The organism is Pseudomonas sp. YL2, assembly GCF_023063025.1.
GTDB lineage: Bacteria > Pseudomonadota > Gammaproteobacteria > Pseudomonadales > Pseudomonadaceae > Aquipseudomonas > Aquipseudomonas putida_A.
Window position 1 is genome coordinate 68,469 of sequence record NZ_JAJSLU010000022.1, and the last position, 26,350, is coordinate 94,818.

Sequence of the window (26,350 nt, forward strand, 5' to 3'; positions counted from 1 at the left end):
CCCGGGGGGGGGGGGGCGTGCTGGCGAGTGCGGTGCGCCAACCAGCATTTCTTTATCGGCCCCCCCGCTTAGGCGTGGAAGCCCGCTCCCACAATGGTTCAGTGGTGTTGCTACTTGCGGTTAAGCATCACCGGCAGCTGCGCAACCAGTTTGGCGTTGTTCAGCGGCGCACGGATGAACCCGCGCTGCGTGCCGTCCGGGCCGATCACCGCCAGGTTGCCGCTGTGATCCACCGTGTAGTTCGGCTTGCTGGTATCGGCTGGAATGAACGGAATGCTCACCGCATTCGCGACCTTCTGCAGCTCTTCGATCGACTTCGGTGTCAGGCCCACGAACTGTGGATCGAAGTAGCCCAGGTACTGCTTCAACTGCTGCGGGTTGTCGCGGTTCGGGTCGACGCTGACCAGCACGATCTGCAACTTATCCACAGCATCCTTGGGCAACTCGCTCTTGATCTGGCGCAGCTGGGCGAGGGTGGTCGGGCAGATGTCCGGGCAGAAGGTGTAGCCGAAGAACAGCAGGCTCCACTTGCCTTTCAACTCGTCGATGGCGACCGGTTGGCCGTCCTGATTGGTCATGGTCACGCCCGGCAGGGTGCGGCTCTGCGGCAGCAGGATGATACCGGCGTCGATCAGCGCGGTGGGGTCGCCCTGGCCTTTGCCACTCAGGACTTTGTTGACGGTCAGTCCCAGGATCAGCGCGATCACGGCGACGAGAATGAAGACGGTTTTCTGGGTTCGAGTCATAGGTTCAACAGTAAGTAGTGGTCTACGAGCAGGGCGATGAACAACAGGAACAAGTAATAAATAGAGTACTTGAAGGTGTTGATCGCCGCGTGCGGCCGAGTGCCACGGTACAGCACCACGGCCCATTGCAGAAACCTTGCGCCCAGCGCGAGGGCGCAGATCAGGTAGAGCACGCCGCTCATGTGGATCACATACGGCAGCAGACTCACCGCGAGCAGGGCGAAGGTGTACAGCAGAATGTGCACTTTGGTGTAGTGCTCGCCGTGTGTTACCGGCAGCATCGGGATGTCGGCCTTGGCGTATTCCTCCTTGCGATGGATCGCCAGCGCCCAGAAGTGCGGCGGGGTCCAGGCGAAGATGATCAGCACCAGCAGCAACGGTTCGGCGCTGACATGGCCGGTGGCGGCGGTCCAGCCGAGCAGCGGAGGGGCGGCGCCGGCAAGACCGCCGATGACGATGTTCTGTGGCGTCGCGCGTTTGAGGAAACCGGTGTAGATCACCGCGTAGCCGAGTAACGAAGCGAGGGTAAGCCATGCGGTCAGCGCATTGGTGAACGTCAGCAGCATCGCCTGCCCGAGCAGCGCCAGCACCAGCGCAAAGGTCAGCGCCGCTGCCGGCGAAACCCGGCCCTCGGCCAATGGCCGTTTGTGCGTGCGCGCCATCACCGCGTCGATACGCCGATCCACCACATGATTGACCGCCGCCGCGCCGCCGGCACACAACGCAATCCCCAGATTGCCGAACACCAGCACCGTCCACGGCACCCCGGCGCGGGTCGCGAGGAACATGCCGACCAGCGAGGTGATCAGCATCAGCACCACCACTTTCGGCTTGGTCAGCTCCAGATAGTCACGCCACAGCGCTTGCGCGGGACGTTCGCCGATCAGAAGCGCCATGGCGTTTCTCCTTTAATGGTGATGGGCGCCGCCACGTGTTTACGCGGGCTGAGGTGCCAGCGCGCAAGCACCGGCTGTTTGACCCGGACCAGACTGGTGCGCGCGTGATAATTGACCAGCACCATGCTCAGCAGTAGCGCCGCGCCGCCGGCGTTATGCGCCACGGCTACCGGCAGCGGCAGATGGAACAACACGTTGCTGATGCCGAGGGTGATCTGTGCGCCGAGGGCAATGACGACTAGCCCGGCCAAACGCGTCATGCCGACAGCCCTGAGCTGCCAGGCCAGACCGAGCAGGACGATCGTCACCAACAGCGCGCCGATGCGATGAGTCAGGTGAATCGCCGTGCGCGCGTCGCTGTCGAGCTGACCGCCGAGATAATTGGGGCCGATGTGCTGGGTCAGGTGAAAGCCGTTGGCAAAGTCCGCCGGTGGCAGCCATTGACCGTGGCAGGTCGGGAAGTCGATGCAGGCCACCGCCGCGTAGTTGGAACTGACCCAACCACCCAGTGCGATCTGGCCGATCACCAGCATCAGCCCCGCCGTCGCCCAATACTGCAAACGCTTGGGGACGGTCAGTGCCGGCAGCACCCCGGACAATCTCAAGGTCAGCAGGAACAGCAGACTCAAGGTCGCAAAACCGCCGAGCAAATGCCCGGTGACCACTTGCGGCCAGAGCTTGAGCGTCACCGTCCACATGCCGAACGCCGCTTGGGCGAACACCACCGCCAGCAGAAACAGCGGCAATTTCAACGGCTGCCCCGGATGACGCCGATTGACCCAGGCGCGCCCGGCCAGAATCGAAATGAGCATGCCGAGAGTGCCGGCGAAGTAGCGGTGGATCATCTCGTTCCAGCCCTTGTGCGCCACCACCGGCGAGTCGGGGTAATGCAGTTCGGCATGGGCCAGTTGGGCTTCGCTTTTCGGCACGCTGATAAAGCCGTAGCAGCCCGGCCAGTCCGGACAGCCGAGGCCGGCATGGGTCAGGCGGGTGTAGGCGCCGAGCAGCACAACGATCAGTGCCAGCAGGGTGGCAAACAGCGCGAGGCGAAATCCAGGTTTGGCCATGACGATGCCCTTATCCGATGTTCGACAGTTTCAGCAGGTGGCGCAGGTCGTTGAGCAGGTCCTTGCCCTTCACGCTCGGGTCGTAACGCAGCACGAGGTTGCCGTGGGGGTCGATGATCCACAGTTGCGGTGTGGCCTTGTCGCCGGTGGCCTTGCTCAACGCTGCGCTGTCCAGCGGGTAGCGTTGCAGCTGCGGGTATTCGCGGCTCAGCTTGGCTTCGTAGTCGGCGCTCAGCGGTTGCGCGGCGGCGAGGGCATGGCTGGCGCGTCCGGCATCGCGGCCGAGACCGATCTGGATCTGCCGGGCGAGGTACACCAGTTGCTGACAGTCCACCGCGCAATCTTTCGGCGCGGTCACCAGCATCTGCCACCGCTGTTCATCGGCTTGCACGCCGAGGTCGGCGCGGGTCTGGCCGTTGCCGATCAGTTCGCCGTGATAGCTGCGACCTTCCGGCACCCAGAACTGCAATTTGTACATGCCGGTGGCGAGGATCATCGGGCCGACCACGCCGAGCACAATCAGCAACAGCTGGATCCGTCCACGGCGGCGGGTAGCCGGGGTTTTCGCCTCAGACATGCTGGGTGGATTCATGGCCGTTCCCATGGTGGTTCTCCTTTGCGTTGTGCAAGCCTAAATAGACGTAGAGGCCGAGCAGGACGGTGGCCATGGCGAACCACTGCACGGCGTATCCAAGGTGTTTTTCCGGGCCCATCGCAACTACCGGCCAGTCGGCCTCGTAGCTGGCAGGGCCGGGTTCGGCGCGAAGTTCGTAGGCGAAGCCGTCGCGATCGAGGGTTTTCCACAGCTTCGCCGGCTCCACGGCGGTGATCGTTTGCGGCCAGGTGCTGCTGGCCGGGTCGGCGTGCAACTGGAAGGTCGCACCGGGGGCGACGTAGACCCAGGCGTCCAGATTCACGGCGTCGGCGGGGGTAGCGAATTGCGGCGTCACCCGGCGATCCGGCCATGGCAGCCAGCCGCGATTGACCAGCAGCCACTGGCCGCTGGCCCGATCCTGAAACGGTTGCAGCAGCTCGATACCGACCTTGCCGTTGCGCTGGCGGTTGTCGAGCAGCAGGCTGTGGGCGCCATCGAACTGGCCGTACAGATGCACACGGCGAAAGGCCGGGTCGGCGCTGTGCAGCAATTCGCTGCTGGCCATCGGATCAGCCGCGCGGCGCTCGGCATAAGTGGCGAGCAGGGCGGTTTTCTCCGCGCCCCGACCGAGCTGCCAGAAACCCAGCGACACCAGCAGCGGCAACAGCAACGCCACCACCACGGTCGGTATCACGCCCGGGCGGAAGCGCTTCATGGCCGTGCCACAAAGTCAGTCGTCGCGCTCGCTATACTCAACTGCATCGCCTGTCCCCCGGAGTCTTCCCATGCTCAAAGCAGCCATCGTCCTGCTGCTGATTGCCACGGTGATCAGCCTGTTCAGCGGCCTGTTTTTCCTGGTCAAGGACGACAGCAGCTCCAATCGCCTGGTGATCGCCTTGAGTGTTCGGGTGGCACTGGCCGCTGCCACCGTCGGCTTGATCGCCTGGGGCTTTTACAGCGGCCAACTGGTGTCGCATGCGCCTTGGTGATCAGTGCTCAGAGCACGTAAACGAAGATGAACAGGCCGATCCACACCACATCAACGAAGTGCCAGTACCAGCTCGCCGCCTCGAAGCCGAACTGATGCTCGGTATCGAAATGGCCCTTCATGATGCGCATCAGCATCACGAACAGAATGATCGTGCCGATGGTCACGTGCGCGCCGTGGAAACCGGTGAGCATGAAGAACGTCGCGCCGTAGATGCCCGAACCCAGGGTCAGGCTCAGTTCGTGGTAGGCGTGCATGTATTCCTCGGCCTGCAAGGCGAGGAAGCCGCAGCCCAATAGAACGGTGATCGCCAGCCAGATTTTCAGTGCGCCGCGATGGCCCTTTTTCAAGGCATGGTGGGCGATGGTGATGGTCACGCTGGAGCTGACCAGCAGGATCGTGTTGATCAGCGGCAGGCCCCACGGGCTGATGACTTCCTTGGGTGGCGGGAACAGTTTCGGGTCCGGGGTGTGCAGCAGCGGCCAGGTGAACTGGAAGTTCGGCCAGAGCATGTGCGCGATGCCTTTCGGGCCTTCGCCGCCCAGCGCCGGGCCGGAGATGTGCCGCACATAGAACAGTGCGCCGAAGAAGGCGACGAAGAACATCACCTCGGAGAAGATGAACCAGCTCATGCCCCAGCGGAACGAGCGATCGAGCTGCGGGCTGTACAGCCCGGCACGACTTTCCTTGATCACCGCACCGAACCAGCCGAACAGCATGTACGCCAGCAACAGCCCGCCGACGAAAAAGATGTACGGGCCGTGGGATTCCGGGCGCGCTGCCTTCAGATCGTTGAACCAGGTCGCCAGGCCGTACACGGTGATGACCATGCCGAAGGTGGCGATGATCGGCCATTTGCTCTGGGCCGGGACGTAATAGTGCTCATGAGTTGCCATTTATTGTTCTCCTTATCGGGCACGCTTAACCGCCAGTGTTTGCAGCCACCGGAGGATGTCGGGCGGTGATATCGAACAGCGTGTAGGACAGCGTCAGGTGCTTCACGTCCTTGGGCATGTCGCGGTCAACGATGAAACGCACCGGCATCTCGATCTGCTGACCCGGTTGCAGCACCTGCTGGGTGAAGCAAAAGCATTCGGTCTTGTGGAAATACGCCGCGGCGTTGCTCGGCGCGATGCTCGGCACAGCTTGCGCACTCATCGGTTTGTCGGTGGGATTGCGCGCGATGAAAATCATCTCGTTGACCGCGCCGGGGTTGGCGGTCAACTCGTCGTGTTTGGGGTAGAACTCCCACGGCATGTCGATGTTGTTGGTCGACAGGAACTGCACGCGCACCTGACGCGAGCTGTCCACCATTTGCTCGCCCTCGTACTGCCCGGCGGTTTTGCCATTGATGCCGAAGGCCTTGCACATCACGTCGTAGATCGGCACCAGAGCAAAGCCGAAGACAAACATTGCCACCACCACGCCGAGCAGACGGGTGACCAGTTTTTTCAGCGAGATCGAGTCAGCCATGTTTGTCAGCCTCCACCGAGATCCCCTGTGGGAGCGGGCTTGCTCGCGAATGCAATTCATCATTCAACCCATGAGTTGAATGATCTGACGCATTCGGGAGCAAGCCCCCTCCCACAAAGGCAAGGCGTTTCATTTCACTTCCGGCGGCGTGGTAAAGGTGTGATACGGCGCCGGCGACGGCACGCTCCACTCCAGGCCTTCGGCGCCATCCCACGGTTTCGCCGGGGCTGGCGGGCCGCCGCGAATGGTCTTGATCACGATGAACAGGAAGAAGATCTGCGTGGCACCGAACATGAACGCGCCAATCGACGAAACCATGTTGAAGTCGGCGAACTGCAGGTTGTAATCCGGGATCCGCCGCGGCATCCCCGCCAGCCCCACGAAGTGCATCGGGAAGAAGGTCATGTTCATGCCGACGAACGACAGCCAGAAGTGCAGCTTGCCGAGGGTTTCGTCGTACATGTGCCCGGTCCACTTCGGCAGCCAGTAATAGGCCGAAGCGAAGATCCCGAAGATCGCCCCCGGCACCAGCACGTAGTGAAAGTGCGCGACCACGAAGTAGGTGTCCTGGTACTGGAAGTCCGCCGGGGCAATGGCCAGCATCAGCCCGGAAAAACCGCCGATGGAAAACAGGATCACAAACGCTACGGCGAACAGCATCGGCGTCTCGAAGGTCAGCGAGCCTTGCCACATGGTGCTGGCCCAGTTGAACACCTTCACCCCGGTCGGCACGGCGATGAGCATGGTCGCGTACATGAAGAACAACTCGCCCACCAGCGGGATGCCGACCACGAACATGTGGTGCGCCCAGACGATGAACGACAGGAACGCGATGCTCGCCGTGGCGTAGACCATCGAGGTGTAGCCGAACAGCGGCTTGCGCGAGAAGGTCGGGATGATCTGGCTGACGGCGCCGAAGGCCGGCAGGATCATGATGTACACCTCGGGGTGGCCGAAGAACCAGAACACGTGCTGGAACAGCACCGGGTCACCGCCACCGGCGGCACTGAAGAAACTGGTGCCGAAGTGGATGTCCATCAGCATCATCGTCACGCACCCGGCCAGCACCGGCATCACCGCGATCAGCAGGAACGCGGTGATCAGCCAGGTCCAGACGAACAGCGGCATTTTCATCAGGGTCATGCCGGGGGCGCGCAGGTTGAGGATGGTGGCGATCACGTTGATCGCACCCATGATCGAACTGATCCCCATCAGGTGGATGGCGAAGATGAAGTAGGTGACGCTTTCCGGCGCGTAGGTGGTGGACAGCGGCGCATAGAACGTCCAGCCGAAGTTCGGCCCGCCACCGGCGGTAAACAGGGTCGAGACCAGCAGCAGGAACGCCGCCGGCAGCAGCCAGAAGCTGAAGTTGTTCATCCGTGGCAGGGCCATGTCTGGCGCGCCGATCATCAACGGGATCATCCAGTTGGCGAGGCCGACGAACGCCGGCATCACCGCGCCGAAGACCATCACCAGGCCGTGCATGGTGGTCATCTGGTTGAAGAACGCCGGTTCGACGATCTGCAGCCCGGGCTGGAACAGCTCGGCGCGGATCACCATGGCGAACGTGCCGCCGAGCAGGAACATGCAGAACGCAAACCACAGGTACAGCGTGCCGATATCCTTGTGGTTGGTGGTCAGCACCCAACGCATCAGGCCTTTGGCGGGGCCGTGGGCGTGGTCGGCATGACCGTGGTCATCGATTACAGCGCTCATGGCCGGTCTCCTTTACGTGAGTGGACGGGGCGGGCCGGGGCGCATTGCCCCGACCGATTCACGAAGTACGCGATAGACCGGCTCATTTGCTTTCCGCCTGTTTGAGCTCAAGCACTTCTTTTGGCGTGACCATGTCGCCCTTGTTGTTGCCCCAGGCGTTACGTTCGTAGGTCACCACCGCTGCGATATCGACTTCCGACAACTGCTTGCCGAACGCTGCCATGGCGGTGCCGGGTTTGCCGAAGTACACGCGGTGCAGGTGGTCGGCTTTCGGCCCGGTGGCAATCGGTGAGCCCTTGAGCGCCGGGAACATCGGCGGCAGGCCCTGGCCTTCGGCCTGGTGACAGGCCACGCAAGTGGTGTGATAAATCTTGTCGCCGCGTTCCTTGAGTTCGTCGAGGGTCCATTCCTTGCTGGTCAGCTCCTTGAGCTGCGCGGCTTCGGCTTTGCGGTCGGCAAGCCACTTGTCGTAGTCGGCCTTCTCTTTGACGTCGACCACGATCGGCATGAAGCCGTGATCCTTGCCGCACAACTCGGCGCACTGGCCACGGTAAAGGCCGGGCTTGTCGATGCGGGTCCAGGCTTCGTTGACGAACCCGGGGATCGCATCGCGCTTGACCGCGAAGGCCGGCACCCACCAGGAGTGGATAACGTCGGCGGAGGTCACGAGGAAGCGCACCTTGGCGCCGACCGGCAGCACCAGCGGCTTGTCGACTTCGAGCAGGTAGTGCTCGCCCTTGGCTTCCTTGTTGTGGATCTGTTCGGCAGGGGTGGCCAGGTTGCTGAAGAACTCGACATCCTGACCCAGGTATTTGTAGTGCCACTTCCACTGATAACCGGTGATCTGGATATCGATATCCGGCTCACTGGTGTCGTACATGCGGATCAGGGTAGCGGTCGCCGGAACGGCCATCGCTACCAGGATCAGCAGCGGCACGACCGTCCAGAGAATCTCGACGGTGGTACTTTCGTGGAATTTTGCGGCGACCTGCCCGGTCGAGCGGCGATGCACGATCATCGACCAGAACATGGCGCCGAAGACGATGATCCCGATCACCACACAGATCCAGAAAATGGTCATGTGCAGGTCGAATACTGCGTGACTGATTTCAGTCGCTCCAGGCGCCATATTCACAGTCCAGGCCGCTTGAGCCGGGCTGAAAATCGACCACAACAGGAGGCCCATCCAGACGTGTGGATGTCGCATCATTGCGGGTTCCCCTTATCGTTCTTGTTATCCCGTAGGCGCAACGCCTTCGGCAAGGGAGCGGCTGCATCAGACTACGAACTTGAATCGCCGGGCCTTGCTGCGTGGGCAGTCGGGCGTCATCAGCTAACTCCATTCAATGGCGAGTATAGACAGCCATCGGGAATTGCAATGTCGACGCGTAAATGATCTGAAACAGCCGGGGCTTGCGCTCAAGGGTACGAATGGAGAAGGATGCAGACGAGTGGTGGCGAACCGATATAACGCTGCTGCATCAAGGATGAAATAATTATGACAAATGCGTCTTAGCATTTTTCGTAAGCCAGCTAAGTTATGTCTTCCCTATTTCATTGCCTTGTTCCCTGGAGTTTTCATGAACACCGCCGCATTGCGCGAGCAGATCCAAAAAGCCCGACAAACCGAAAATGAAACCGGACGGCTCAAGCGTCAGCTGGAAGCCAAACTGCCTCATCTGCATTCGGCCATCCAGTTGCCAGACGCCAACCGCGAAGAAGCGTTGACCAGTTTCGTCACCGCCTACATCGATGAAGTACCAGACATGCTGGACGCAGCCAATGAAGTTGCCAGGGAAGCGGGAATCGAGTCGCAGATCAAGCCGGTGCTGAAAATCGCCGAGCAGTACTTCCTCCAGCCGCCGGTCGGCCTGGACAGCCTGCTGGATGAAGCCTATCTGGCGCACCGCTTTGTCGAAGAGGTCAACGACCTGTACATCAAACACCTCGGCCAGCCACTGATCCCCTTGGACATGACGGTCGCCAACCTGATTGCTCACCAATTGCTCGGTGAGGAATTTGCCAATCAACTGGATGAAGTCGTGCATCACACCATCGACAAGATGCTCGACGACGATAGTTTTGCGCTGGAATCGGTAGAGGCCTACCGCGACAAACTGAGCAGCCCGGATACCGGTGCCGCGTGGAAGCGCTGGCCATGCATGGGCCGCCGCCTCGGCGTGGGCCTGGAGCTGGATCAGCCTGCTGCCTGATTCAAAGCCCGGTACAAATCCCAATTGTGGGAGGGGGATTTCAAGATCAGGTTTTTAGCCAGCCGCACCGATCCCGGTATTGGTCCGAACCCGCCCCTCCAACCGTCGCTTCAACCCGCGCGACTCAATCAACAGCTTCGAGCCCTTCGCCGCATTCGCCCGGCCCCATTCCTCCAGCAACTCCAGACACGAATGGTCGATGTAGCTCAGGTTATTGAGCGGCACGTGAACCGTCGTGCCTTGCGGAATACTGCCCAGCACTTGGGTCAGTGCCGGCACCTTGAGGAATGTCGCCGCGCCGACCAGACGCAATTCCATCTCACCGTCCTGCGGCAGGTCGATCAGGCTGATCTTCAGGCGTGAAGCCTTGAACGCCAGTTTCAGCATCGTCAAACCGAAACCGATCAACACACCGGTCAGCAGGTCGGTGAAGATGATCGCCAGCGCCGTGGCGGCGTAGGTGAACATCGGCATCCGCCCGTAACGGCCCAGACCACGAAAGGCTTTGAGATCCACCAGTTTGAACCCGGTGTACACCAGCACCCCGGCCAGACTCGCCACCGGAATGCTTTGCAGCACGCTCGACAGCAACAACACGAACGCCAGCAGCCACAGACCATGGAAGATCGTCGAATAACGGGTGGTTGCACCGGCCTGGACGTTGGCCGAGCTGCGTACGATCACCCCGGTCATCGGCAGCGCACCGACCAGACCGCAGAGCATGTTGCCGACACCTTGCGCCGACAGCTCACGGTCGAAATCCGAGCGCACGCCGTTGTGCATGCGATCCACCGCAGCGGCGGACAGCAGCGTTTCGGCGCTGGCGATGAACGCCACGGCAAAAGCCGCAATCAGCAGGGTGGGGTCAGCGAGGCTGAGCAAGTCCGCCGGTTTCAGCCAGTCGATGGCTTCGGCCAGGTTCTCCGGCACTTCGACCCGTTTCACCTGCAACGCCAGCAGCAGACTGGCGCCCGTGGCCAGACCGACGCCGAGCAGCGCACCGGGAATGAAACGCAGCGAATGCGGGCGAAACTTCTCCCACAGCCACATCACCGCAATGGTCGCCAACCCGAGCAAGCCGGCCTGCCAGCCGAACGACGGCAAGGCTTGCGCCACTGCGCCGGGGAAGGCCGTTAAGTTATCCAGCCCGGACGGTTGTGGCTTGGCATCGAGCATCACATGCACCTGCGACAGAACGATCAGCACGCCGATCCCGGCGAGCATGCCGTAGACCACCGCTGGCGCCGTCACCCGAAACCAGCACCCGAGCTTCAGGCGCCCGGCCACCAGTTGCAGGAAACCCGCGAGCAGCAGAATCGGCCCGAGCATCTCGATGCCGTGCTGGCGCACCAGCTCGAACACCAACACCGCCAGACCGGCCGCCGGCCCGCTGACCTGCAACGGCGAGCCTGCCAGCCAACCCACCACCAGGCCGCCGATGATCCCGGTGATCAGACCTTTGGCCGGCGGCAACCCGGAAGCGATCGCAATGCCCATGCACAACGGCAGCGCGACCAGAAACACAACCACCGAAGCCAGCAGCTCCCGTGGCAACACCGCTTTCAATTGAGCAGCACGCATGGTGACTCTCCCGAAGTTTTCTTCAGGCATGGCTTCGCCGAACCGCTGAAACAGCGGCCGGCATCAAGCCACACAGATTTTTAGGAGGATTTAGAAGCGCGCTTTGGGCGTCGCCACCGGAATCGGATGGCTGCCGTCGAGCGGCAGGAAGCGTCCCTGATCCGCGTCGTAAGCTTTGATTTCGCTGGTTTCGATGTTGTAGACCCAGCCATGGATGAACAGTTGACCGTTCGCCATGCGTGAGGCTACCGAAGGATGGGTACGCAAGTGCTGCAGTTGGGCGATGACGTTCTCCTCGGTGAGGATCGGCATGCTTTCTTTTTCGTCGGTGCAGTTACAGTTTTCGTGCACCATGGTTTTTGCCACTTCGGCGTGGCGCAACCAGGCTTTGACCGTCGGCATTTTTTCCAGACTGTCGGGGTTGAGCACCGCGCGCATGGCACCGCAATCGGAGTGGCCGCAGATGATGATGTGTTGCACGCCCAGCGCCAGTACCGCGTATTCGATGGCAGTGGAAACGCCACCGTTCATCTGGCCGTAAGGCGGTACAACGTTGCCGACGTTACGGGTCACGAACAGATCGCCTGGCGAACTCTGGGTGATCAGCTCGGGCACGATGCGCGAGTCGGCGCAGGTGATGAACATCGCCCGTGGCGATTGCGCCGTGGCGAGTTTCTTGAAGAGTTCTTCCTGCTGCGGGAAGACCTCATGATGAAAATGCAAAAAGCCGTCAACGATCGTACGCAACGCTGCATCGGCGGATTCCGCCCCAGGGACGGCTTGCGCCGACGCAGCCAACGGCTGTTTATCCTTGTCACTCATGATTCATCCTCTTTGGCGGATTCGGGGAGTCGTTCCCGTGTATTCCGGTATGAAGCCAGTGGCTGTTTAAAACATCCGGGCCATCCCGACCCGTCAGTCACTCGATGAACAAGGTAGCCGCCGAAACTTAACTCAAACTGAATCGAGCGCTCTAGAACGTGTGTTCCAGGTCACAAAAAACGTGACTGAGGTATTTCGACGGAAGGATTCCAACCCAGCACCCATAGGCTAATTGTCGCTAAATCAACGACATCTGGCGACCCGGCGGACAGAAGGCCGTGCAGTCCAGGTTGTAGCCCTCACGGTGGTTTAAACCGAGACGTTTAATGGCTTTGGCGAAACGTTGCGCGAGCAGGTCGGCGAACGGCCCCTCGCCGCGCATCCGCGCACCGAACCGGCTGTCGTAGAGCTCACCGCCTCGGCTCTGGCGGATCAGGCTCAGGACATGGGTCGCACGCTGCGGATAGTGCGCCTGTAACCACTCCTCGAACAACGGCGCCACTTCCAGTGGCAGGCGCAGCATCATATAGGCGGCACTTTGTGCACCGGCGGCATGCGCCTCGGTCAGCAGGCTTTCGATTTCGCTGTCGTTGATCATCGGGATCATCGGCGAACACAGCACCCCCACCGGAATGCCTGCTTCGCGCATCACCCGGATCGCCCGCAGCCGTGCTTTCGGTGCAGCGGCACGGGGTTCGAGGATGCGTTTGAGTTCATCGTCCAGCGTGGTCAGGCTGATCATCACCGCCACCAGCCGGTGCTGCGCCAGCTCGGTGAGCAGGTCGAGGTCGCGCAGAATCAGCGAACCCTTGGTAACGATGGTCACCGGGTGCCGGTAGCGCAGCAGTACTTCGAGGGTCTGCCGGGTAATCCTGTGCTCGCGCTCGATAGGCTGATACGGATCGGTGTTGGAGCCAAGATTGATCGGCGCGCATTGGTAACCGCGTTTGCTCAACTGTTCCTCAAGCACCTGGGCGGCGTTGGTCTTGGCGATCAGCCGAGTTTCGAAATCCAGCCCCGGCGACATGTCCCAATAGGCGTGGCTGGGTCGCGCGTAGCAATAGATGCAACCGTGCTCGCAGCCGCGATACGGGTTGATTGAGCGATCGAAGGGCAGGTCTGGCGAGGTGTTGCGGGTGATGATGGTTTTCGCGGTCTCGATCATCACCTCGGTGTTCTGCGTTTCGGGCACTTCCTGATACCAGCCGTCGTCCTCGGCCACCGAACGGTTCGGCGCAAAGCGGTTGTGCGGGTTGGTCGCGGTGCCGCGGCCGCGCGGTGGCAATGGAGTAGACATGAAAACGCCCAGATACTGTGTGCATATACAGTATCTGGGCGTTGCTCATCTGGCTAGTGCCGTCGGGCGACTGGTCAGTTGTGTTGCGTGACCTGACCGAGGTCATCGCCGGAGGTGTGCTTCATATCCTCCTTACGCAACTCGGCGACGTCAGCGGCTTTCACCGGCGCACCTTTGTTGCCCCAGCTGCCACGGATGAAACTCACCACATCCGCCACTTCCTGATCCGACAACCGCCAGGCGAAACCCGGCATGGTGAAGGTCGAGGGTGCCGTGTGCGTCGCCGGCAAGGTACCGCCCTTGAGCACGATGTGGATCAGCGATGTCGGATCCTCCGATTGCAGCACCGGATTGCCCGCCAGCGCTGGGAACACCCGGGTGTAGCCGTGGCCGTCGGTACGGTGGCAGGCCGCGCAGTTGTCGATGTACACCGCCGCGCCGCGCTGACTGTCGTCGCCGTTCCACAGGGCTTTGGCCGCTTTCTCGTCGTACTGGTGCGGCTGGTCCGCCGGGTCATTGGCCGGCAGCGACTTGAGGTAGCGGGCAATCGCGGTCAGGTCGGCGTCGGTCATGTATTGCATGCTGTGGGTGACCACATCGCTCATGCCGCCGAACACCGCGCTACGGTCACTGCGGCCGGTCTTGAGGAACTGCACCAGCTGCTCTTCGCTCCAGCTGCCCAGGCCATCCTTGTGATCACCGCGCAGACTTTTGGCGATCCAGCCTTCCAGCGGCGCACTGCCGGCGAGGAAGTTCTTGCCGTCCGCCGCGCTCAGGGATTTCTCCTGCATGGTCAGCGCCCGTGGCGTATGGCAGGCGCCGCAATGGCCGAGGCCTTCGACCAGGTAGGCGCCGCGATCAATCACCGGATCATCCGAGGTTGCCTTGTAGTCCTCGACCTTCGGCGCAAACAGCCAGCGCCAGCCCATCAGCGGCCAGCGCATGCTCAGCGGCCATGGAATGTCGCTGGCCTTGTTCTCCTGCGCCACCGGTTCGACACCGTGCATGAAGAAGGCGTACAGCGCCTGCATGTCGGTTTCACTGACCCGGGCGTAGGACGGATACGGCATCGCCGGGTACAAGGTACTGCCGTTTTTCGCCACGCCATGGCGCACCGCTTTGTCGAAGTCCTCGAAGCTGTAGTCACCGATGCCGTTTTTGTCTGGAGTGATGTTGGTCGAGTAGATCGTGCCGATCGGTGTTTCCATCGGCAGGCCGCCGGCGAACGGTTTGCCGCCCTTGGCGGTGTGGCAGGCCACGCAGTCACCGGCGCGGGCGAGGTATTCGCCTTGCTTGATCAACGCCTGATCAACGTCGGCGGCGTGTACAGCCGTGCTGCCGAGCAGGGCCAGGGTGGCGATAACGAGATTTTTCATGGTCATCGCTCCTTATGCCTGAACCAGCGGGCCGGGGTTTTTCAGGTACTGCTCGCGGATCGCCTTGGCGGACCAGTAGGTCAACGCCGCCACCAGCCCGGTCGGGTTGTAACCCAAGCCTTGCGGGAATGCCGACGCACCTGGCACGAACACGTTGTGCACGTCCCAGCTCTGCAGGTAACGGTTCAGGGCGCTCTTCTTCGGATCGGTGCCCATGATTGCGCCACCGTTGAGGTGGGTGGTCTGGTAGGCCGCAGTGTTGAAATGATCACCGACCTGCTTGCCGATCACCGCGATGGCTTTCGGGCCCATGGCTTGAGCGACCTTGCCCATTTTCTCGACCATGAAGCGGTTCATTTTGATGTCGTTTTCCTGCCAGTCGAAGGTCATGCGCAGCAGCGGCAAGCCGTAGGCATCGCGGTACACCGGATCCAGATCGAGGTAGTTGCCACGGTAGGACTGATGCGCGCCGTGGGCATCCATCGACACCTGGTGGGTGTAGTAATCGGCGGTCGCGCGTTTCCATTGGCTGCCCCAGGCCGGAGTGCCGGGTGGGTTTGAGGTGCCGGCAATCGGCCGGCTGCCCGCCTGGTTGACCCACATTGGCGAGCCGCCGACGAAGCCGTGCGGGCCGTGATCGAAGTTGTCGGCGTTGAAATCGTCCAGCGCCACGCCGTTGCCGCCGGCGCCGATGAAGTTGTTGGTGTGGGTATCCTTGTCGAAGAACGCCTTGATGGTCGCCATGTTCTGGTAGGCGAAATTACGCCCGACCACGCCTTCGCCGCTGATCGGGTCGTACGGTTTGCCGATGCCCGAGAGCAGCATCAGGCGCACGTTGTGCAGCTGGAAGGCGCCGAGGATCACCAGATCCGCCGGCTGCTCGATCTCGCGGCCCTGGCCGTCGATGTAAGTCACGCCGGTGGCCTTGGACTTGGTGCTGTCGAGGTTGACCCGCAGCACATGCGAGTTGGGCCGCAGCTCGAAATTCGGCAGTGGCTTGAGCGCCGGCAGAATGTTTACGTTTGGCGACGCCTTGGAATACATGTAGCACACGTAACCGCTGCAGAAACCGCAGAAGTTGCACGGGCCCATCTGTGCGCCGTAGGGATTGGTGTACGGGCCTGACGTATTCGCCGACGGCAGGTTGTAGGGTTTGTAACCGACCTCTGTCGCCGCTTTGCCGAACAGTTGTGCGGAAACGGTGTTCTTCTGCGCTTCCAGCGGGAACGGATTGGAGCGATCCGGTGCGTAAGGGTTACCGCCCTTGCCCTGACCGACCAGTTGGCCCTTCACGGTCCAGGCCTGGCCGGAGGTGCCGAAGACTTTTTCGGCGAAATCGAAGAACGGCTCCAGCTCTTCATAGCTGACGCCGAAGTCCTGGATGGTCATGTCCTTAGGGATAAAACTTTTGCCGTAACGCTCTTCGTAGTGGCTGCGCATGCGTAGCTCGATCGGATCGACGCGAAAGTGCACGCCCGACCAGTGCAGACCGGCGCCGCCGACGCCATTGCCCGGCAGGAACGCACCCAACTGGCGATTCGGCAGGGCGATGTCGTTGACGCTGTGGCGGATGGTGACGGTTTCTTTCGAGATGTCCTGAAAGAGTTTTTTGCGCACGCTGTAGGTGAGTTCGTCGATCACCTGTGGATAGTTGCCGTCGGGGTAAGTGTCCTGCATCGGCCCGCGCTCCAGCGCCAGCACGTTGAGCCCGGCTTCGGTCAGCTCCTTGGCCATGATCGCGCCAGTCCAGCCAAAACCGACGATCACTGCGTCGACCTTTTTCATTACGGTTGCCATGCTCAAGCCCTCTCGCCGCGAATCGAAACTGCCGGGAAGGGGTATTGCTCGTTGCGTTCCACCCAATCCATGAAATCGGCGCGGGCGCCGGGGAAGCCGATCATGGTCCAGCCGACCATGCCTTTATTGCCGCCGTGGATCGGGTCGCAGAAGAACCCTTCCTTGGTGTTTTGCAGCAGCAGGCTGAAGAAAATCTTCGCTGGAACCGCATCGAACTGCGGTTTGCCGGCTTCGAGCTGCTTGAGCAAATCTTCTCGGGTAGCGCTGTCTTGCTCAGCAAATGTTTTACCGTTGAGGGATTTTGCCCACTGATCCGTGGCAGCGATGCCCAAGCGATAGATCTCTTTTGGCACCAGTTTGCTCTGCCAGCCCATCTCCGGCGCAGCGTCGGCGTTGAACGGGCCTTGCATGTACCAAAGGGCACCGGCCGCGTACGGGGTGTTCATCTGGCGGTCGATGTATTCCGGCACGCCGGCTTCCAGGGCACCCGGGCCTTGCTCGTCGTTGGGGATCAGGTGCGCCACGGCGGCGTTGATGAAGGCCCATTCCTCGGCGGTGAAATAGCTCGGCTGATAAGCGCTGGCGTCAGCTTTGGCCGGTGTTGCTGCGGGCGTCGACGGGGCCGCTTCAGGCGCCGCTTGCAACACGCTGCTGCCCAGACCGCTACCGGCGAGGGTGACCACGGGAATCAGGGTCAGGGATTTGCGCAAGAACTCACGCCGCGGGTTGTCTCGATCTGCGTCAGACATGGGGGTGCACCTCATCAGGCATTGATGGTTGTCCGCCGTTTCTGCGAACGGCGTGAGCATTTTTTCGTCGCGGCGTGGCCCGGTGGTTGACCGGGAAAAGGGGGACGCCTGCAACATCGTGTGACAAATGGTAGCAGGCTATGCATCGGGTTGAACCGATTCAGCGGAAAAAGCTGCGGTTTTTTTACCTGAGTGCTCAATGAAATCGCACGGATTCACGATTCTTTGACAAGTGCCTCACAGGGCTTTGACCGTCAGACGTGGAAGCTGCGAGGCCTTTCATTGATGAATTCCGATACGGTCAGCCCAGCATGTCTCGAGTGCGCCTTTTCCTTGCTTTGTGTTTGTCGCTTGTTGCCTTGTTGCACTTGATGCCGGCCCAGGCTGACGCCGCTGCAACATCGCGTCCCCCTGAATGGGCGCAACCGGTTGAAGTGCAGTACAACCTGTTCCAGATGTCGCCAACCCTCTACCGCAGCGCCTTGCCGGATGGCGGCGCAGTGCCGTTGCTGAAGAACCTGAAAGTGGCGACGGTGATCAACTTCCTGCCGGAAGCTGACAGCAGCTGGCTGTCCGAACCGGGCATCAATCAAGTGCAACTGCCTTATCGCACCAACCATGTCGATGACGCCGATGTGCTCAAGACCCTGCGCGCGATTCAGGCTGCCGAAGCCAATGGCCCGGTGCTGATGCATTGCAAACATGGTTCCGACCGCACCGGCCTGATGGCGGCGATGTACCGGATCGTGGTGCAGGGCTGGAGCAAGGAGGACGCGCTGAATGAAATGACGCAGGGCGGTTTTGGTGAAAGCGGCCATTTCAAGGATGGCGTGCGCTACGTGATGCAGGCCGATGTCGACAAGCTGCGCACCGCGCTGGCCAACGGCGACTGCAGCACCAGTGCCTTTGCCACCTGCTCGATGAAGAGCTGGTTCCAGTCGGTCAACCTCAAGTAAGCCGCACCCTCCACGGCATTGCACCGTGGAGGGTCATGCGCCGGCTCAGTCTTCGGACTTTTTCTTCAGCTTCGGATTCGGAAAGAATTGCACGGCCTGGACGCTCTTGTCCGGCGCCGGCTTGAGCGCGCTGGTATTGACCCGCGTGCCCAGTTCCTTCGGAACCGACAGCCCTTGCTCGTTCAATGTATCCGAGTAACCGCAGGCCACACACTCACGGTGCGGCACGCTGTCCTCGTTCCACATCATCAGTTTGTCCGGCTCGCTGCACGCCGGGCAGACAGCCCCGGCGATAAAGCGCTTCTTGGTAATCACAGGTGCCTCACTCATGCTGCTGCGTCCTCACTCAGGCCGCTATGGCGCAAGAGTGCGTCAATCGATGGCTCACGGCCACGGAAGTCGACGAACAGCACCATCGGGGCCTGCGAACCGCCACGCGCCAGAATCGCTTCGCGGAAGGCGCGACCGGTTTCGGCGTTGAGCACGCCATCCTCTTCGAATTTGGAGAAGGCATCCGCCGACAGCACTTCCGCCCACTTGTAGCTGTAATAGCCCGCCGCGTAACCGCCGGCGAAGATGTGCGCGAAGCTGTTGGGGAAGCGGTTGTACGCCGGTGGACGCATCACCGACACCTCGTCGCGCACGCCTTCCAGCACTTGCGCCACGCTGCGGCCGTCACCGTGAGTGGCGTGCAGTTCGAAGTCGAACAGCGAGAATTCCAGCTGACGAACCATCATCAACCCGGACTGGAAGTTTTTCGCCGCGAGCATTTTTTCCAGCAGGTCTTGCGGCAGCGGCTCGCCGGTTTCGTAGTGACCGGAGATCAGCGCCAGGCCTTCCGGCTCCCAGCACCAGTTTTCCATGAACTGGCTTGGCAGCTCGACCGCATCCCACGCCACGCCGTTGATCCCGGAAACACCGGCGTGATCAACGCGGGTCAGCAGGTGATGCAGGCCGTGACCGAATTCGTGGAACAGGGTGGTCACTTCATCGTGGGTCAGCAGCGCAGGCTTGCCGCTGTCGGCCGGGGTGAAGTTGCACACCAGGTTGGCGACCGGGCTTTGCAGCACGCCATCGATTGTGCGACGACGGTCGCGGGCGCCGTCCATCCACGCACCGCCACGCTTGTTGGCGCGGGCGTAGAGGTCGAAGAAGAAGCGCCCGACGTGCTGGCCGTTTTCCTTGATTTCGAACAGGCGCACGTCCGGGTGCCAGGTGTCGAAGCCTTTCAGTTCGGCGATCTCGATGCCGTACAGACGCTGAACGATAGCGAACAGACCGCCGAGCACCTTGTCGATCGGGAAGTACGCACGCAGGGTTTCCTGAGCGACGCTGTAGCGTTGCTCGCGGAGTTTTTCCCCATAGAAACCGCTGTCCCAGCTTTGCAGATCGGCGCAGCCCTGTTCGGCGGCGTAGGCGCGCAGCTGCTGCAGATCCTGCGCGGCGAACGGCTTGCTGCGCTTGGCCAGGTCGCGCAGGAAGCTCAGCACCTGATCGCTGGACTCGGCCATTTTCGTGGCCAGGCTCAGCTCGGAGAAACTGGCGAAGCCCAAGAGTTTTGCCAGTTCCTGACGCAGGTCGAGGATCTCTTCCATGACCGGGCCGTTGTCGTTCTGCCCGGCGTTCGGGCCTTGGTCCGACGCACGGGTGCAGTAGGCGGCATAGACTTCTTCACGCAGCGCGCGATCCTGGGCGTAGGTCATCACCGCGTAGTAGCTAGGGAATTCCAGGGTGATCAGCCAGCCATCGAGACCTTTGGCCTGCGCGGCGGCAGCCATTTGCGCCTTGGCCGAATCAGTCAGGCCGGCGAGGGCAGCCTCCTCAGTGACGTGCTTGGTCCAGGCTTGTGTGGCGTCGAGCAGTTGGTTGGAGAAGCGGCTGCCCAGCTCGGACAGTTTGCTCTGCACTTCGGCGTAGCGCTTCTGTTCGGCTTCCGGCAGGTCGATACCCGACAGACGGAAATCGCGCAGGGCGTGTTCCAGAATGGTTTTTTGCGCCACGTCGAAACCGGCGGCTTCCGGGCTGTTGGCCAGCGCTTCATAGGCCTGGAACAGCTCGCGGTTCTGGCCCATCTCGGTGGAGTAGGCGCTCAGGGCCGGCAGGCACGACTCGTAGGCTTCGCGCAGTTCGGCGCTGTTGCACACGGCATTGAGGTGGCTGACCGGGCTCCAGGCAGCGCCGAGGCGATCGTTGAGTTCGTCCATCGCCAGTACCAGGCCGGCCCAGGTCGGGTTTTGAACCTGGGTCTTGAGGATTTCGGCGATGGCGGCGCGGTTGTCGGCCAGGATGGTTTCAATGGCTGGCAGCACGTGTTCGGCACGGATCGTGGAGAACGGCGGCAGGTCGTAGGACTGCAGAAGAGGGTTGTTCACGCTCACGGTTGGCACCTTGGCTGGAAGAAACATGCGCCCATCTTAATTACAATCGACACTCACCGCAGCTATCGGCGACAGAGAGAGAACTTATCGTGCCCGTTCGCAAGTACCAGAATCACACCCCGCAGCTCGGTCAAGGCGCGTTTGTCGACGCCTCCGCGGTGGTGATCGGCGACGTCGAAATCGGCGAAGACAGCTCCGTGTGGCCGCTGACCGTAATCCGTGGCGACATGCACCGCATCCGCATCGGCGCGCGCACCAGCGTGCAGGACGGCTGCGTGCTGCACATCACCCACGCCGGGCCATTTAACCCGGACGGCTTTCCGCTGCTGATCGGCGATGACGTGACCATCGCCCACAAGGTCATGCTGCATGGCTGCAGCGTTGGCAGCCGTGTGCTGATCGGTATGGGCAGCATCGTCATGGACGGCGCGGTGGTCGAGGACGATGTGATCATCGGCGCCGGCAGCCTGGTGCCGCCGGGCAAGCGCCTGGAAAGCGGTTTCCTCTACGTGGGCAGCCCGGTGAAGCAGATCCGCCCGCTGACCGACAAGGAACAAGCCTTCTTCACCTACAGCGCGGCGAACTACGTGAAGCTCAAGGACCTGCATCTGGCCGAAGGCTACGACCAGCTCTGAAACGACTTACACCTGCTCAGGATTTCTCATGCACTACCAGACCGTACTGTTCGACCTCGATGGCACCCTGACCGACCCGCGTGAGGGCATCACCCGTTCCATCCAGTTCGCCCTCGCCAAACTCGGTATCGATGAGCCGGACCTGAGCAAACTGGAGCCCTTCATCGGCCCGCCGTTGTTGCAGGCGTTCATGCAGTTTTATGGCTTCGACGAGGCCAAGGCCTGGGAGGCGGTGAATTTCTATCGTGAGCGCTTCAAGGTCACCGGCCTGTACGAAAACCGTGTGTTCGATGGCGTCACACCGTTGCTCGAGACCCTGAGCGGGCAAGGGCGACAGCTGTACATCGCGACCTCCAAACCTTGGGAGTTCGCCCGGGAAATCGCCCGGCACTTCGACTTCGCCAAACACTTCAAGGTGATCTACGGCAGTGAGCTGGATGGCACGCGGACCAACAAGGTCGAGCTGATTGCGCACCTGATCGCCGAAGAAGGGCTGGATCCGGCCAATACGCTGATGATCGGCGACCGCAAGCATGATCTGATCGGCGCGCGCAGCAACGGCGTGGACGCGGCGGCAGTGGGCTATGGGTTTGGCAGTTTTGAAGAGTTGAGTGCCGAAGCGCCGGCTTATCACTTTGAGACTTTGGCTGAGTTGCATCAGGCGTTTTTGCGGCGCTGATTGGATTGCTATCGCGAGCAGGCTCACTCCTACATTTGGAATGCGTTCCTCCTGTAGGAGTGAGCCTGCTCGCGATGACGTCTTCTCAATCAACTCAACTGTTTGTATCTGCCAATACTTTCAAAGCCGTCTTGCGCTTCTCAAGGGGTAAACCACCCAACTTCTCAACCTCAACATAAAACCGCACCCAATCCCCCCCTACCTTTCTGAACAGTGCCGCAAACGCCGGCACCCATTGGTCATACAACCCGAACGGCAACAATCGCGCATTGTTCAGCGGCATATTCACCCAAGCGTCGTAACGCTTGTCCCCGGCCCACTGACTGTCACGCGTCACCCGGTAGTCGCGCCGAAACTGCTCGAACTCCGCCGCTTTATCCCTGCGCATCTGCTCAGCCGGCAGCTGCTGGGCGTAGAGCTTTTCCAGGCGTGAGCGCGTTTCCAGCACCAGTTCGATGAACTGATCGCGCTGCTTGAGCCTGGCATCGGTGTCCGGCGGCAGGCCACGAAACGCCCGCCACTGGCGGGTGCCTTCCTGCTCGACAAACGTGGCAAAGGACTCGTTGAACTCGGTGTCGTCTTTCACATAGAAGCGCTGATGCGCCAGTTCATGAAAGATCAGCGTGGCCAGGCGTTCGTCACCCCAGCCCATCATCGAATTGAGGATCGGGTCATTGAACCAGCCGAGGGTTGAATAGGCCTCGACGCCGCCAATCGCCACGTCCATGCCTTGCAGGCGCTGGATCGCCGCTTCGCCGCGCGCGGCGCTCTGACTGTAGTAGCCGCGATAGGCCACGCAACCGGCGATCGGGAAGCAATGGTTCTGCGGGGTCAGGGAAAACTCCGGGGTGGCGAACACGTTCCACACCACATACGGCCGGCCGATGTCGGCGTACAGCCGATAGCTCTGGTTGTCCGGCAGGTGCAGCTGTTCGCTGGCGAAGTCCCGGGCCTTTTGCGACTGGGTCAGGTGCGTGCGCAGGGTTGCATCGCGGCTTGGGTCGGCAATCACCTTGGCCACCGGCTCACGCGCTCGCAACAACTGCAACTGACCGCTGGCCAACTGGCTGTAATAGCTGACGCTGGAACAACCGTTGAGCAACAAAAACATCACCCCCGGAAACAAAATCCGAAAAACGCGATCAAGTAACCCATGGCTTGGAAGCGGCCTGCTCAAAATAAAAATCCTTTGGAAAGTCTGCCCGCAAGACTATCCCGCCATTTGGAGCTTCGCTATGCGCATGTTGTTGCTGACAGGAGGCCTGCTGACGCTGGCCGGTTGTGCCGGATTCGGAATGCCCGATCCTGACCCCTCGCAAGCCTGGATTGATCTCGATGCCCGGCAACAGGACACGGCGTTGCAAGCGCTGAAAGTCGATGACAAGGCAACTGTCGACAAACGTTATTTCGAAGTGCAGCCCGGCAGCCATGAGTTGAAGGTGCGTTATCAGTTTCCGGTCGAAGCCACCAACATCGGCCCCGACGCCGAACCGCTGTGGCGCGATTGTCAGTTGAAGCTGACATTCAAGGAATTCAACGCCGGACAGCGTTATCAATTGCAAGCCGGCAGCATCGGGTTCCGGCCATGGGCGAAGCTCTATGACGAGCAGCGCAATGTGGTCGGCCAAGGAACCCCGGCAGGCTGCCAGCGCACGTGATCGGCGCTATGCTGGAGGTCTGAACTCCTGGACATCCCTCATGCGCAAGTTGATGTTGTTGCTCGCGGTCGGCGTTGTCGCCGGTTGCCAGACCCCGTTACCGCCGGTCGATCCGCAAATGGCCTGGGTCGACTTCTCGACCCCGACCCCTGGCGGTAAGGTGCTGATGGCTGAACGGCTGGACAACGTGCACCTGCGGGACGGGCGCTTTTTCCAGGTCGCGCCGGGCAGTCATGAGCTGACGGTGCGCTTCGATTTCGAGATCTTCGGTGGCAGCCAGGGCTTGGACACCGACCCGCAGGAACGCCTGTGTTACATGACCGTGCGCTACGATCATTTCGAAGCCGGGCAACGTTACCGACTTGAAGCCCGGTCGCTGGCGTTCACGCCGAGTGCTCGGTTGATCAATCGCCAAGGGCAGATAGTTGCCGAAGAGCGCCAGATCAACTGCGTGCCTTGAGCGGACTGTCAGATGTCGTTCTTCTGGTAGACGATCGCTTTTGTGCCGTTTTCGCAGGTGCCGACAACCATCGCCACGTCGTGCTTGTCGGCCTCTTCCTTGCTGACAATTTCCAGTGTGTAGGACGGCACTGCATTCGCCTGGATCTTTACTTCGATCTCTTTCTTCAATTCTTCGCAGTCTTTCGGTGCGGCGAGAACCGTTGTGGCCAATGCACTGCAGAGGATCGCCAAGCCAATACGTTTCATATCCTGAAGCTCCATGGGGCAGCGCGCACGGGCGTGCGCTGAAGCTGCTGTCACTTATTCGACCATATTTTTGCAGGGCGGGTTCTGACTTCGCTCACATCTTCCGGGATTGCGGTAATTGTTAGATTGCCATCGCGAGCAGGCTCACTCCTACAGGGGATCCCGATTGTTCACAATTGATGTGTCCGCTGGAGATCGAATGTAGGAGTGAGCCTGCTCGCGATGGCGTCAGTACAGTTAACGCCTGATCAGCTGACCAGCGAAGCCTCAAGGGTAATCTTCGCATTCAGTACCTTGGACACCGGGCACCCTTCCTTGGCCTTGTTGCTCAGTTCCTCGAACTGCGCCTGAGTAGCGCCCGGGATCTTCGCCTTGAGGATCAGCTTGATCGCGGTGATGGCAAAGCCACCCTCGACCTGATCCAAGGTGACTTCAGCCTGGGTGTCGATGCTCTCGGCCTTCAGGCCCGCATCACCGAGAATCATCGAAAACGCCATGGAAAAACAGCCGGCATGCGCCGCGCCGATCAGTTCTTCCGGGTTGGTGCCCTTGCCGCCTTCGAAGCGGGCCTTGAAGCCGTACGGCGCTTCTCTGAGGACGCCAGTCTCGGTAGAGATCGAGCCGATGCCGGTTTTCAGATCGCCTGCCCAATGTGCGGATGCTTTCTTCACGATAGCCATGTCTGCCTCCTCAAGATCTGGCGCGGAACGCCGCGCCGTCGTGGTTTTTGCTTGCAAGGCTTCTGAGGATAGACGTCGGGACAAAGTTCAGCCCGGTTGAATCGTTGACTTTTTTAGTAGGAAATTTCATCGCGGCTATTGAAACTCGGGTATATGCCCTCATTGCATAAAACACGCTTATGGATTGGGCAGGTTTTCGTTCGCAAGAAAAACCTGCCTCCTCATTCGGAGACGCAGGTTTATGAAGCAACTGTCCGACGTAAAGTTTTCCACCCTTGATCTGGTGCCCGTGCGCGAGAACGGCAGCCCGGCGCAATCGCTGCGCAACTCGCTGGATCTGGCACAGCATGTCGAGAAACTCGGCTATACCCGCTTCTGGGTGGCCGAACACCACAACATGGACGGCATCGCCAGTTCTGCCACCTCGGTGTTGCTGGGATACCTGGCCGGCGGTACCTCGACGATTCGTGTCGGCTCCGGCGGGGTGATGCTGCCGAACCACGCGCCGCTGGTGATCGCCGAGCAGTTCGGCACTCTTGAAAGCCTGTACCCGGGACGCATCGATCTGGGTCTGGGCCGCGCGCCCGGCTCCGACCAGATGACCGCCCGCGCCCTGCGTCGTGAGCGCTCCGGCAGTGCCGATGATTTCCCGGAAGACGTCGCCGAGCTGGCGCGCTTCCTCGGCCCGCGCACCCCGGATCAACGGGTGATCGCCATGCCCGGCACCGGCACCAACGTGCCGATCTGGTTGCTCGGTTCCAGCCTGTTCAGCGCGCAGCTGGCCGGTGAGCGTGGTTTGCCCTACGCCTTCGCCTCGCACTTCGCCCCGCGCTTCATGCACGAGGCGATTCGCGTCTACCGCAACCACTTTAAGCCGTCGGCAGTGCTCGATAAACCGTACGTGATGCTCGGGGTGCCGTTGGTGGCGGCCGATACCGATGAGCAGGCCGACTACCTGGCGACCTCGGTGTACCAGCGAATTCTCGCGCTGATGCGTGGGCAGAGTCTGGTGCAGCGTCCGCCGGTGAAAACCATGGACGGCCTGTGGCTGCCCCATGAGCGCGAGGCGGTGGGGGATTTCCTCGGTCTGGCGATGGTCGGCAGCCCGCAGAAGATCCGCGCGAAGCTGGAGGTGCTGGTCGAGCAGACCCAGGCCGATGAGCTGATCTTCACCTGCGATCTGTATGAGCATGCCGATCGTCTGCACTCCTATGAATTGCTGGCCCAAGTCATGAAGGGCTGACTCTGGAATACGGCTTCTGTGGGAGCGGGCTTGCTCGCGAAGACGGAGTGTCAGACACCCTGGAGGTCGGCTGACATAACGCTTTCGCGAGCAAACC

General features: G+C 61.1%; 28 protein-coding genes. 8 read left to right on the plus strand and 20 right to left on the minus strand.

Annotated elements, in window-relative coordinates; all coding sequences use genetic code 11:
- Positions 1 to 110 precede the first annotated feature (110 nt).
- The 5 genes from LVD08_RS24820 to LVD08_RS24840 are packed head-to-tail and all read right to left on the minus strand — an operon-like array spanning position 111 to position 4,019.
- Positions 111 to 746: an SCO family protein gene (locus LVD08_RS24820; RefSeq protein ID WP_007962772.1), complete on the minus strand. Its 636-nt coding sequence runs from the start codon at positions 744 to 746 to the stop codon at positions 111 to 113.
- Positions 743 to 1,642, minus strand: a complete 900-nt coding sequence (cyoE, locus tag LVD08_RS24825) for a heme o synthase (RefSeq protein ID WP_003220336.1) — start codon at positions 1,640 to 1,642, stop codon at positions 743 to 745. Before cyoE ends, LVD08_RS24820 begins: the two co-directional genes overlap by 4 nt.
- The gene (locus tag LVD08_RS24830; RefSeq protein WP_247269485.1) at positions 1,630 to 2,709 is read right to left on the minus strand and encodes a COX15/CtaA family protein; all 1,080 of its coding nucleotides are present in this window, start codon (positions 2,707 to 2,709) and stop codon (positions 1,630 to 1,632) included. The genes cyoE and LVD08_RS24830 overlap by 13 nt, the downstream gene beginning before the upstream one ends.
- A 10-nt stretch (positions 2,710 to 2,719) precedes the next feature.
- Positions 2,720 to 3,313, minus strand: coding sequence for a hypothetical protein (locus LVD08_RS24835; RefSeq protein ID WP_247269486.1), 594 nt, complete (start codon positions 3,311 to 3,313; stop codon positions 2,720 to 2,722).
- Positions 3,279 to 4,019 (minus strand): SURF1 family protein, encoded by a 741-nt coding sequence (locus LVD08_RS24840; protein WP_247269487.1) that lies wholly within the window; start codon positions 4,017 to 4,019, stop codon positions 3,279 to 3,281. The genes LVD08_RS24835 and LVD08_RS24840 overlap by 35 nt, the downstream gene beginning before the upstream one ends.
- Positions 4,020 to 4,089: 70 nt before the next feature.
- On the opposite strand from LVD08_RS24840, the gene LVD08_RS24845 reads away from it, so the two are divergent.
- Entirely contained in the window at positions 4,090 to 4,293 is a 204-nt protein-coding gene (locus LVD08_RS24845) for a twin transmembrane helix small protein (RefSeq protein ID WP_003220344.1), read from the plus strand.
- Between the two features lie 7 nt (positions 4,294 to 4,300).
- Here LVD08_RS24845 and LVD08_RS24850 read toward each other — a convergent pair whose 3' ends face one another.
- From LVD08_RS24850 to coxB, 4 genes are all read right to left on the minus strand, one after another.
- The gene (locus LVD08_RS24850) at positions 4,301 to 5,188 is read right to left on the minus strand and encodes a cytochrome c oxidase subunit 3 (RefSeq protein WP_247269488.1); all 888 of its coding nucleotides are present in this window, start codon (positions 5,186 to 5,188) and stop codon (positions 4,301 to 4,303) included.
- A gap of 25 nt (positions 5,189 to 5,213) precedes the next feature.
- Positions 5,214 to 5,765, minus strand: a complete 552-nt coding sequence (locus LVD08_RS24855; protein WP_123586030.1) for a cytochrome c oxidase assembly protein — start codon at positions 5,763 to 5,765, stop codon at positions 5,214 to 5,216.
- Between the two features lie 129 nt (positions 5,766 to 5,894).
- Positions 5,895 to 7,481, minus strand: a complete 1,587-nt coding sequence (gene ctaD, locus LVD08_RS24860; protein WP_108591140.1) for a cytochrome c oxidase subunit I — start codon at positions 7,479 to 7,481, stop codon at positions 5,895 to 5,897.
- Between the two features lie 82 nt (positions 7,482 to 7,563).
- Positions 7,564 to 8,691, minus strand: coding sequence for a cytochrome c oxidase subunit II (gene coxB, locus LVD08_RS24865; protein ID WP_027610220.1), 1,128 nt, complete (start codon positions 8,689 to 8,691; stop codon positions 7,564 to 7,566).
- Between the two features lie 370 nt (positions 8,692 to 9,061).
- Between coxB and LVD08_RS24870 the strand changes: the two genes are divergently transcribed.
- Positions 9,062 to 9,694, plus strand: a complete 633-nt coding sequence (locus tag LVD08_RS24870; protein ID WP_247269489.1) for a hypothetical protein — start codon at positions 9,062 to 9,064, stop codon at positions 9,692 to 9,694.
- A 54-nt stretch (positions 9,695 to 9,748) separates the two neighbouring features.
- On the opposite strand, the gene LVD08_RS24875 is transcribed toward LVD08_RS24870, so the two are convergent.
- From LVD08_RS24875 to LVD08_RS24900, 6 genes are all read right to left on the minus strand, one after another.
- The gene (locus tag LVD08_RS24875) at positions 9,749 to 11,275 is read right to left on the minus strand and encodes a SulP family inorganic anion transporter (protein WP_123586032.1); all 1,527 of its coding nucleotides are present in this window, start codon (positions 11,273 to 11,275) and stop codon (positions 9,749 to 9,751) included.
- Positions 11,276 to 11,365: 90 nt separating this feature from the next.
- Positions 11,366 to 12,097 carry a carbonic anhydrase gene (locus LVD08_RS24880; protein ID WP_098966495.1) on the minus strand — a complete coding sequence of 244 codons (732 nt, stop codon included), beginning with the start codon at positions 12,095 to 12,097 and terminating at the stop codon, positions 11,366 to 11,368.
- 238 nt (positions 12,098 to 12,335) lie between these two features.
- The gene (locus tag LVD08_RS24885) at positions 12,336 to 13,394 is read right to left on the minus strand and encodes a PA0069 family radical SAM protein (RefSeq protein WP_247269490.1); all 1,059 of its coding nucleotides are present in this window, start codon (positions 13,392 to 13,394) and stop codon (positions 12,336 to 12,338) included.
- Positions 13,395 to 13,468: 74 nt separating this feature from the next.
- Positions 13,469 to 14,770 (minus strand): c-type cytochrome, encoded by a 1,302-nt coding sequence (locus LVD08_RS24890; RefSeq protein ID WP_247269491.1) that lies wholly within the window; start codon positions 14,768 to 14,770, stop codon positions 13,469 to 13,471.
- Between the two features lie 12 nt (positions 14,771 to 14,782).
- A complete protein-coding gene (locus LVD08_RS24895) occupies positions 14,783 to 16,567 on the minus strand; it encodes a GMC family oxidoreductase (RefSeq protein WP_047597066.1) in 1,785 nt (594 codons plus the stop codon).
- Positions 16,568 to 16,569: 2 nt separating this feature from the next.
- Positions 16,570 to 17,316 carry a gluconate 2-dehydrogenase subunit 3 family protein gene (locus LVD08_RS24900; protein WP_027610213.1) on the minus strand — a complete coding sequence of 249 codons (747 nt, stop codon included), beginning with the start codon at positions 17,314 to 17,316 and terminating at the stop codon, positions 16,570 to 16,572.
- A gap of 311 nt (positions 17,317 to 17,627) precedes the next feature.
- On the opposite strand from LVD08_RS24900, the gene LVD08_RS24905 reads away from it, so the two are divergent.
- Positions 17,628 to 18,272 carry a dual specificity protein phosphatase family protein gene (locus LVD08_RS24905; RefSeq protein ID WP_096797308.1) on the plus strand — a complete coding sequence of 215 codons (645 nt, stop codon included), beginning with the start codon at positions 17,628 to 17,630 and terminating at the stop codon, positions 18,270 to 18,272.
- Positions 18,273 to 18,317: 45 nt separating this feature from the next.
- Here LVD08_RS24905 and LVD08_RS24910 read toward each other — a convergent pair whose 3' ends face one another.
- On the minus strand, positions 18,318 to 18,602 hold the full coding sequence (locus tag LVD08_RS24910; RefSeq protein WP_247269492.1) for a YheV family putative zinc ribbon protein: 285 nt from the start codon (positions 18,600 to 18,602) through the stop codon (positions 18,318 to 18,320).
- Complete coding sequence (gene prlC, locus LVD08_RS24915) at positions 18,599 to 20,677, minus strand: oligopeptidase A (RefSeq protein WP_247269493.1); 2,079 nt, start codon at positions 20,675 to 20,677, stop codon at positions 18,599 to 18,601. Before prlC ends, LVD08_RS24910 begins: the two co-directional genes overlap by 4 nt.
- Before the next feature lie 62 nt (positions 20,678 to 20,739).
- On the opposite strand from prlC, the gene LVD08_RS24920 reads away from it, so the two are divergent.
- Both LVD08_RS24920 and LVD08_RS24925 read left to right on the plus strand, forming a co-directional pair.
- A complete protein-coding gene (locus tag LVD08_RS24920; RefSeq protein WP_027610210.1) occupies positions 20,740 to 21,285 on the plus strand; it encodes a gamma carbonic anhydrase family protein in 546 nt (181 codons plus the stop codon).
- Between the two features lie 28 nt (positions 21,286 to 21,313).
- Positions 21,314 to 21,964 (plus strand): HAD family hydrolase, encoded by a 651-nt coding sequence (locus LVD08_RS24925; RefSeq protein WP_247269494.1) that lies wholly within the window; start codon positions 21,314 to 21,316, stop codon positions 21,962 to 21,964.
- A 94-nt stretch (positions 21,965 to 22,058) separates the two neighbouring features.
- On the opposite strand, the gene LVD08_RS24930 is transcribed toward LVD08_RS24925, so the two are convergent.
- Entirely contained in the window at positions 22,059 to 23,141 is a 1,083-nt protein-coding gene (locus LVD08_RS24930) for an aminopeptidase (RefSeq protein ID WP_247269495.1), read from the minus strand.
- Between the two features lie 58 nt (positions 23,142 to 23,199).
- Between LVD08_RS24930 and LVD08_RS24935 the strand changes: the two genes are divergently transcribed.
- Both LVD08_RS24935 and LVD08_RS24940 read left to right on the plus strand, forming a co-directional pair.
- Positions 23,200 to 23,622, plus strand: coding sequence for a PA0061/PA0062 family lipoprotein (locus LVD08_RS24935; RefSeq protein WP_247269496.1), 423 nt, complete (start codon positions 23,200 to 23,202; stop codon positions 23,620 to 23,622).
- Positions 23,623 to 23,662: 40 nt separating this feature from the next.
- Positions 23,663 to 24,082, plus strand: coding sequence for a PA0061/PA0062 family lipoprotein (locus LVD08_RS24940; RefSeq protein ID WP_247269497.1), 420 nt, complete (start codon positions 23,663 to 23,665; stop codon positions 24,080 to 24,082).
- A gap of 8 nt (positions 24,083 to 24,090) precedes the next feature.
- Here the strand turns inward: LVD08_RS24940 and LVD08_RS24945 are convergent, their stop codons facing one another.
- Together LVD08_RS24945 and LVD08_RS24950 are read right to left on the minus strand one after the other, a co-directional pair.
- A complete protein-coding gene (locus tag LVD08_RS24945; RefSeq protein ID WP_027610205.1) occupies positions 24,091 to 24,330 on the minus strand; it encodes a DUF1161 domain-containing protein in 240 nt (79 codons plus the stop codon).
- Positions 24,331 to 24,578: 248 nt separating this feature from the next.
- Positions 24,579 to 25,010 carry an OsmC family protein gene (locus LVD08_RS24950; RefSeq protein ID WP_007962818.1) on the minus strand — a complete coding sequence of 144 codons (432 nt, stop codon included), beginning with the start codon at positions 25,008 to 25,010 and terminating at the stop codon, positions 24,579 to 24,581.
- Between the two features lie 241 nt (positions 25,011 to 25,251).
- Here LVD08_RS24950 and LVD08_RS24955 point away from each other — a divergent pair, with 241 nt between their 5' ends.
- Positions 25,252 to 26,253 carry an LLM class flavin-dependent oxidoreductase gene (locus LVD08_RS24955; RefSeq protein WP_027610203.1) on the plus strand — a complete coding sequence of 334 codons (1,002 nt, stop codon included), beginning with the start codon at positions 25,252 to 25,254 and terminating at the stop codon, positions 26,251 to 26,253.
- Positions 26,254 to 26,350 lie beyond the last annotated feature (97 nt).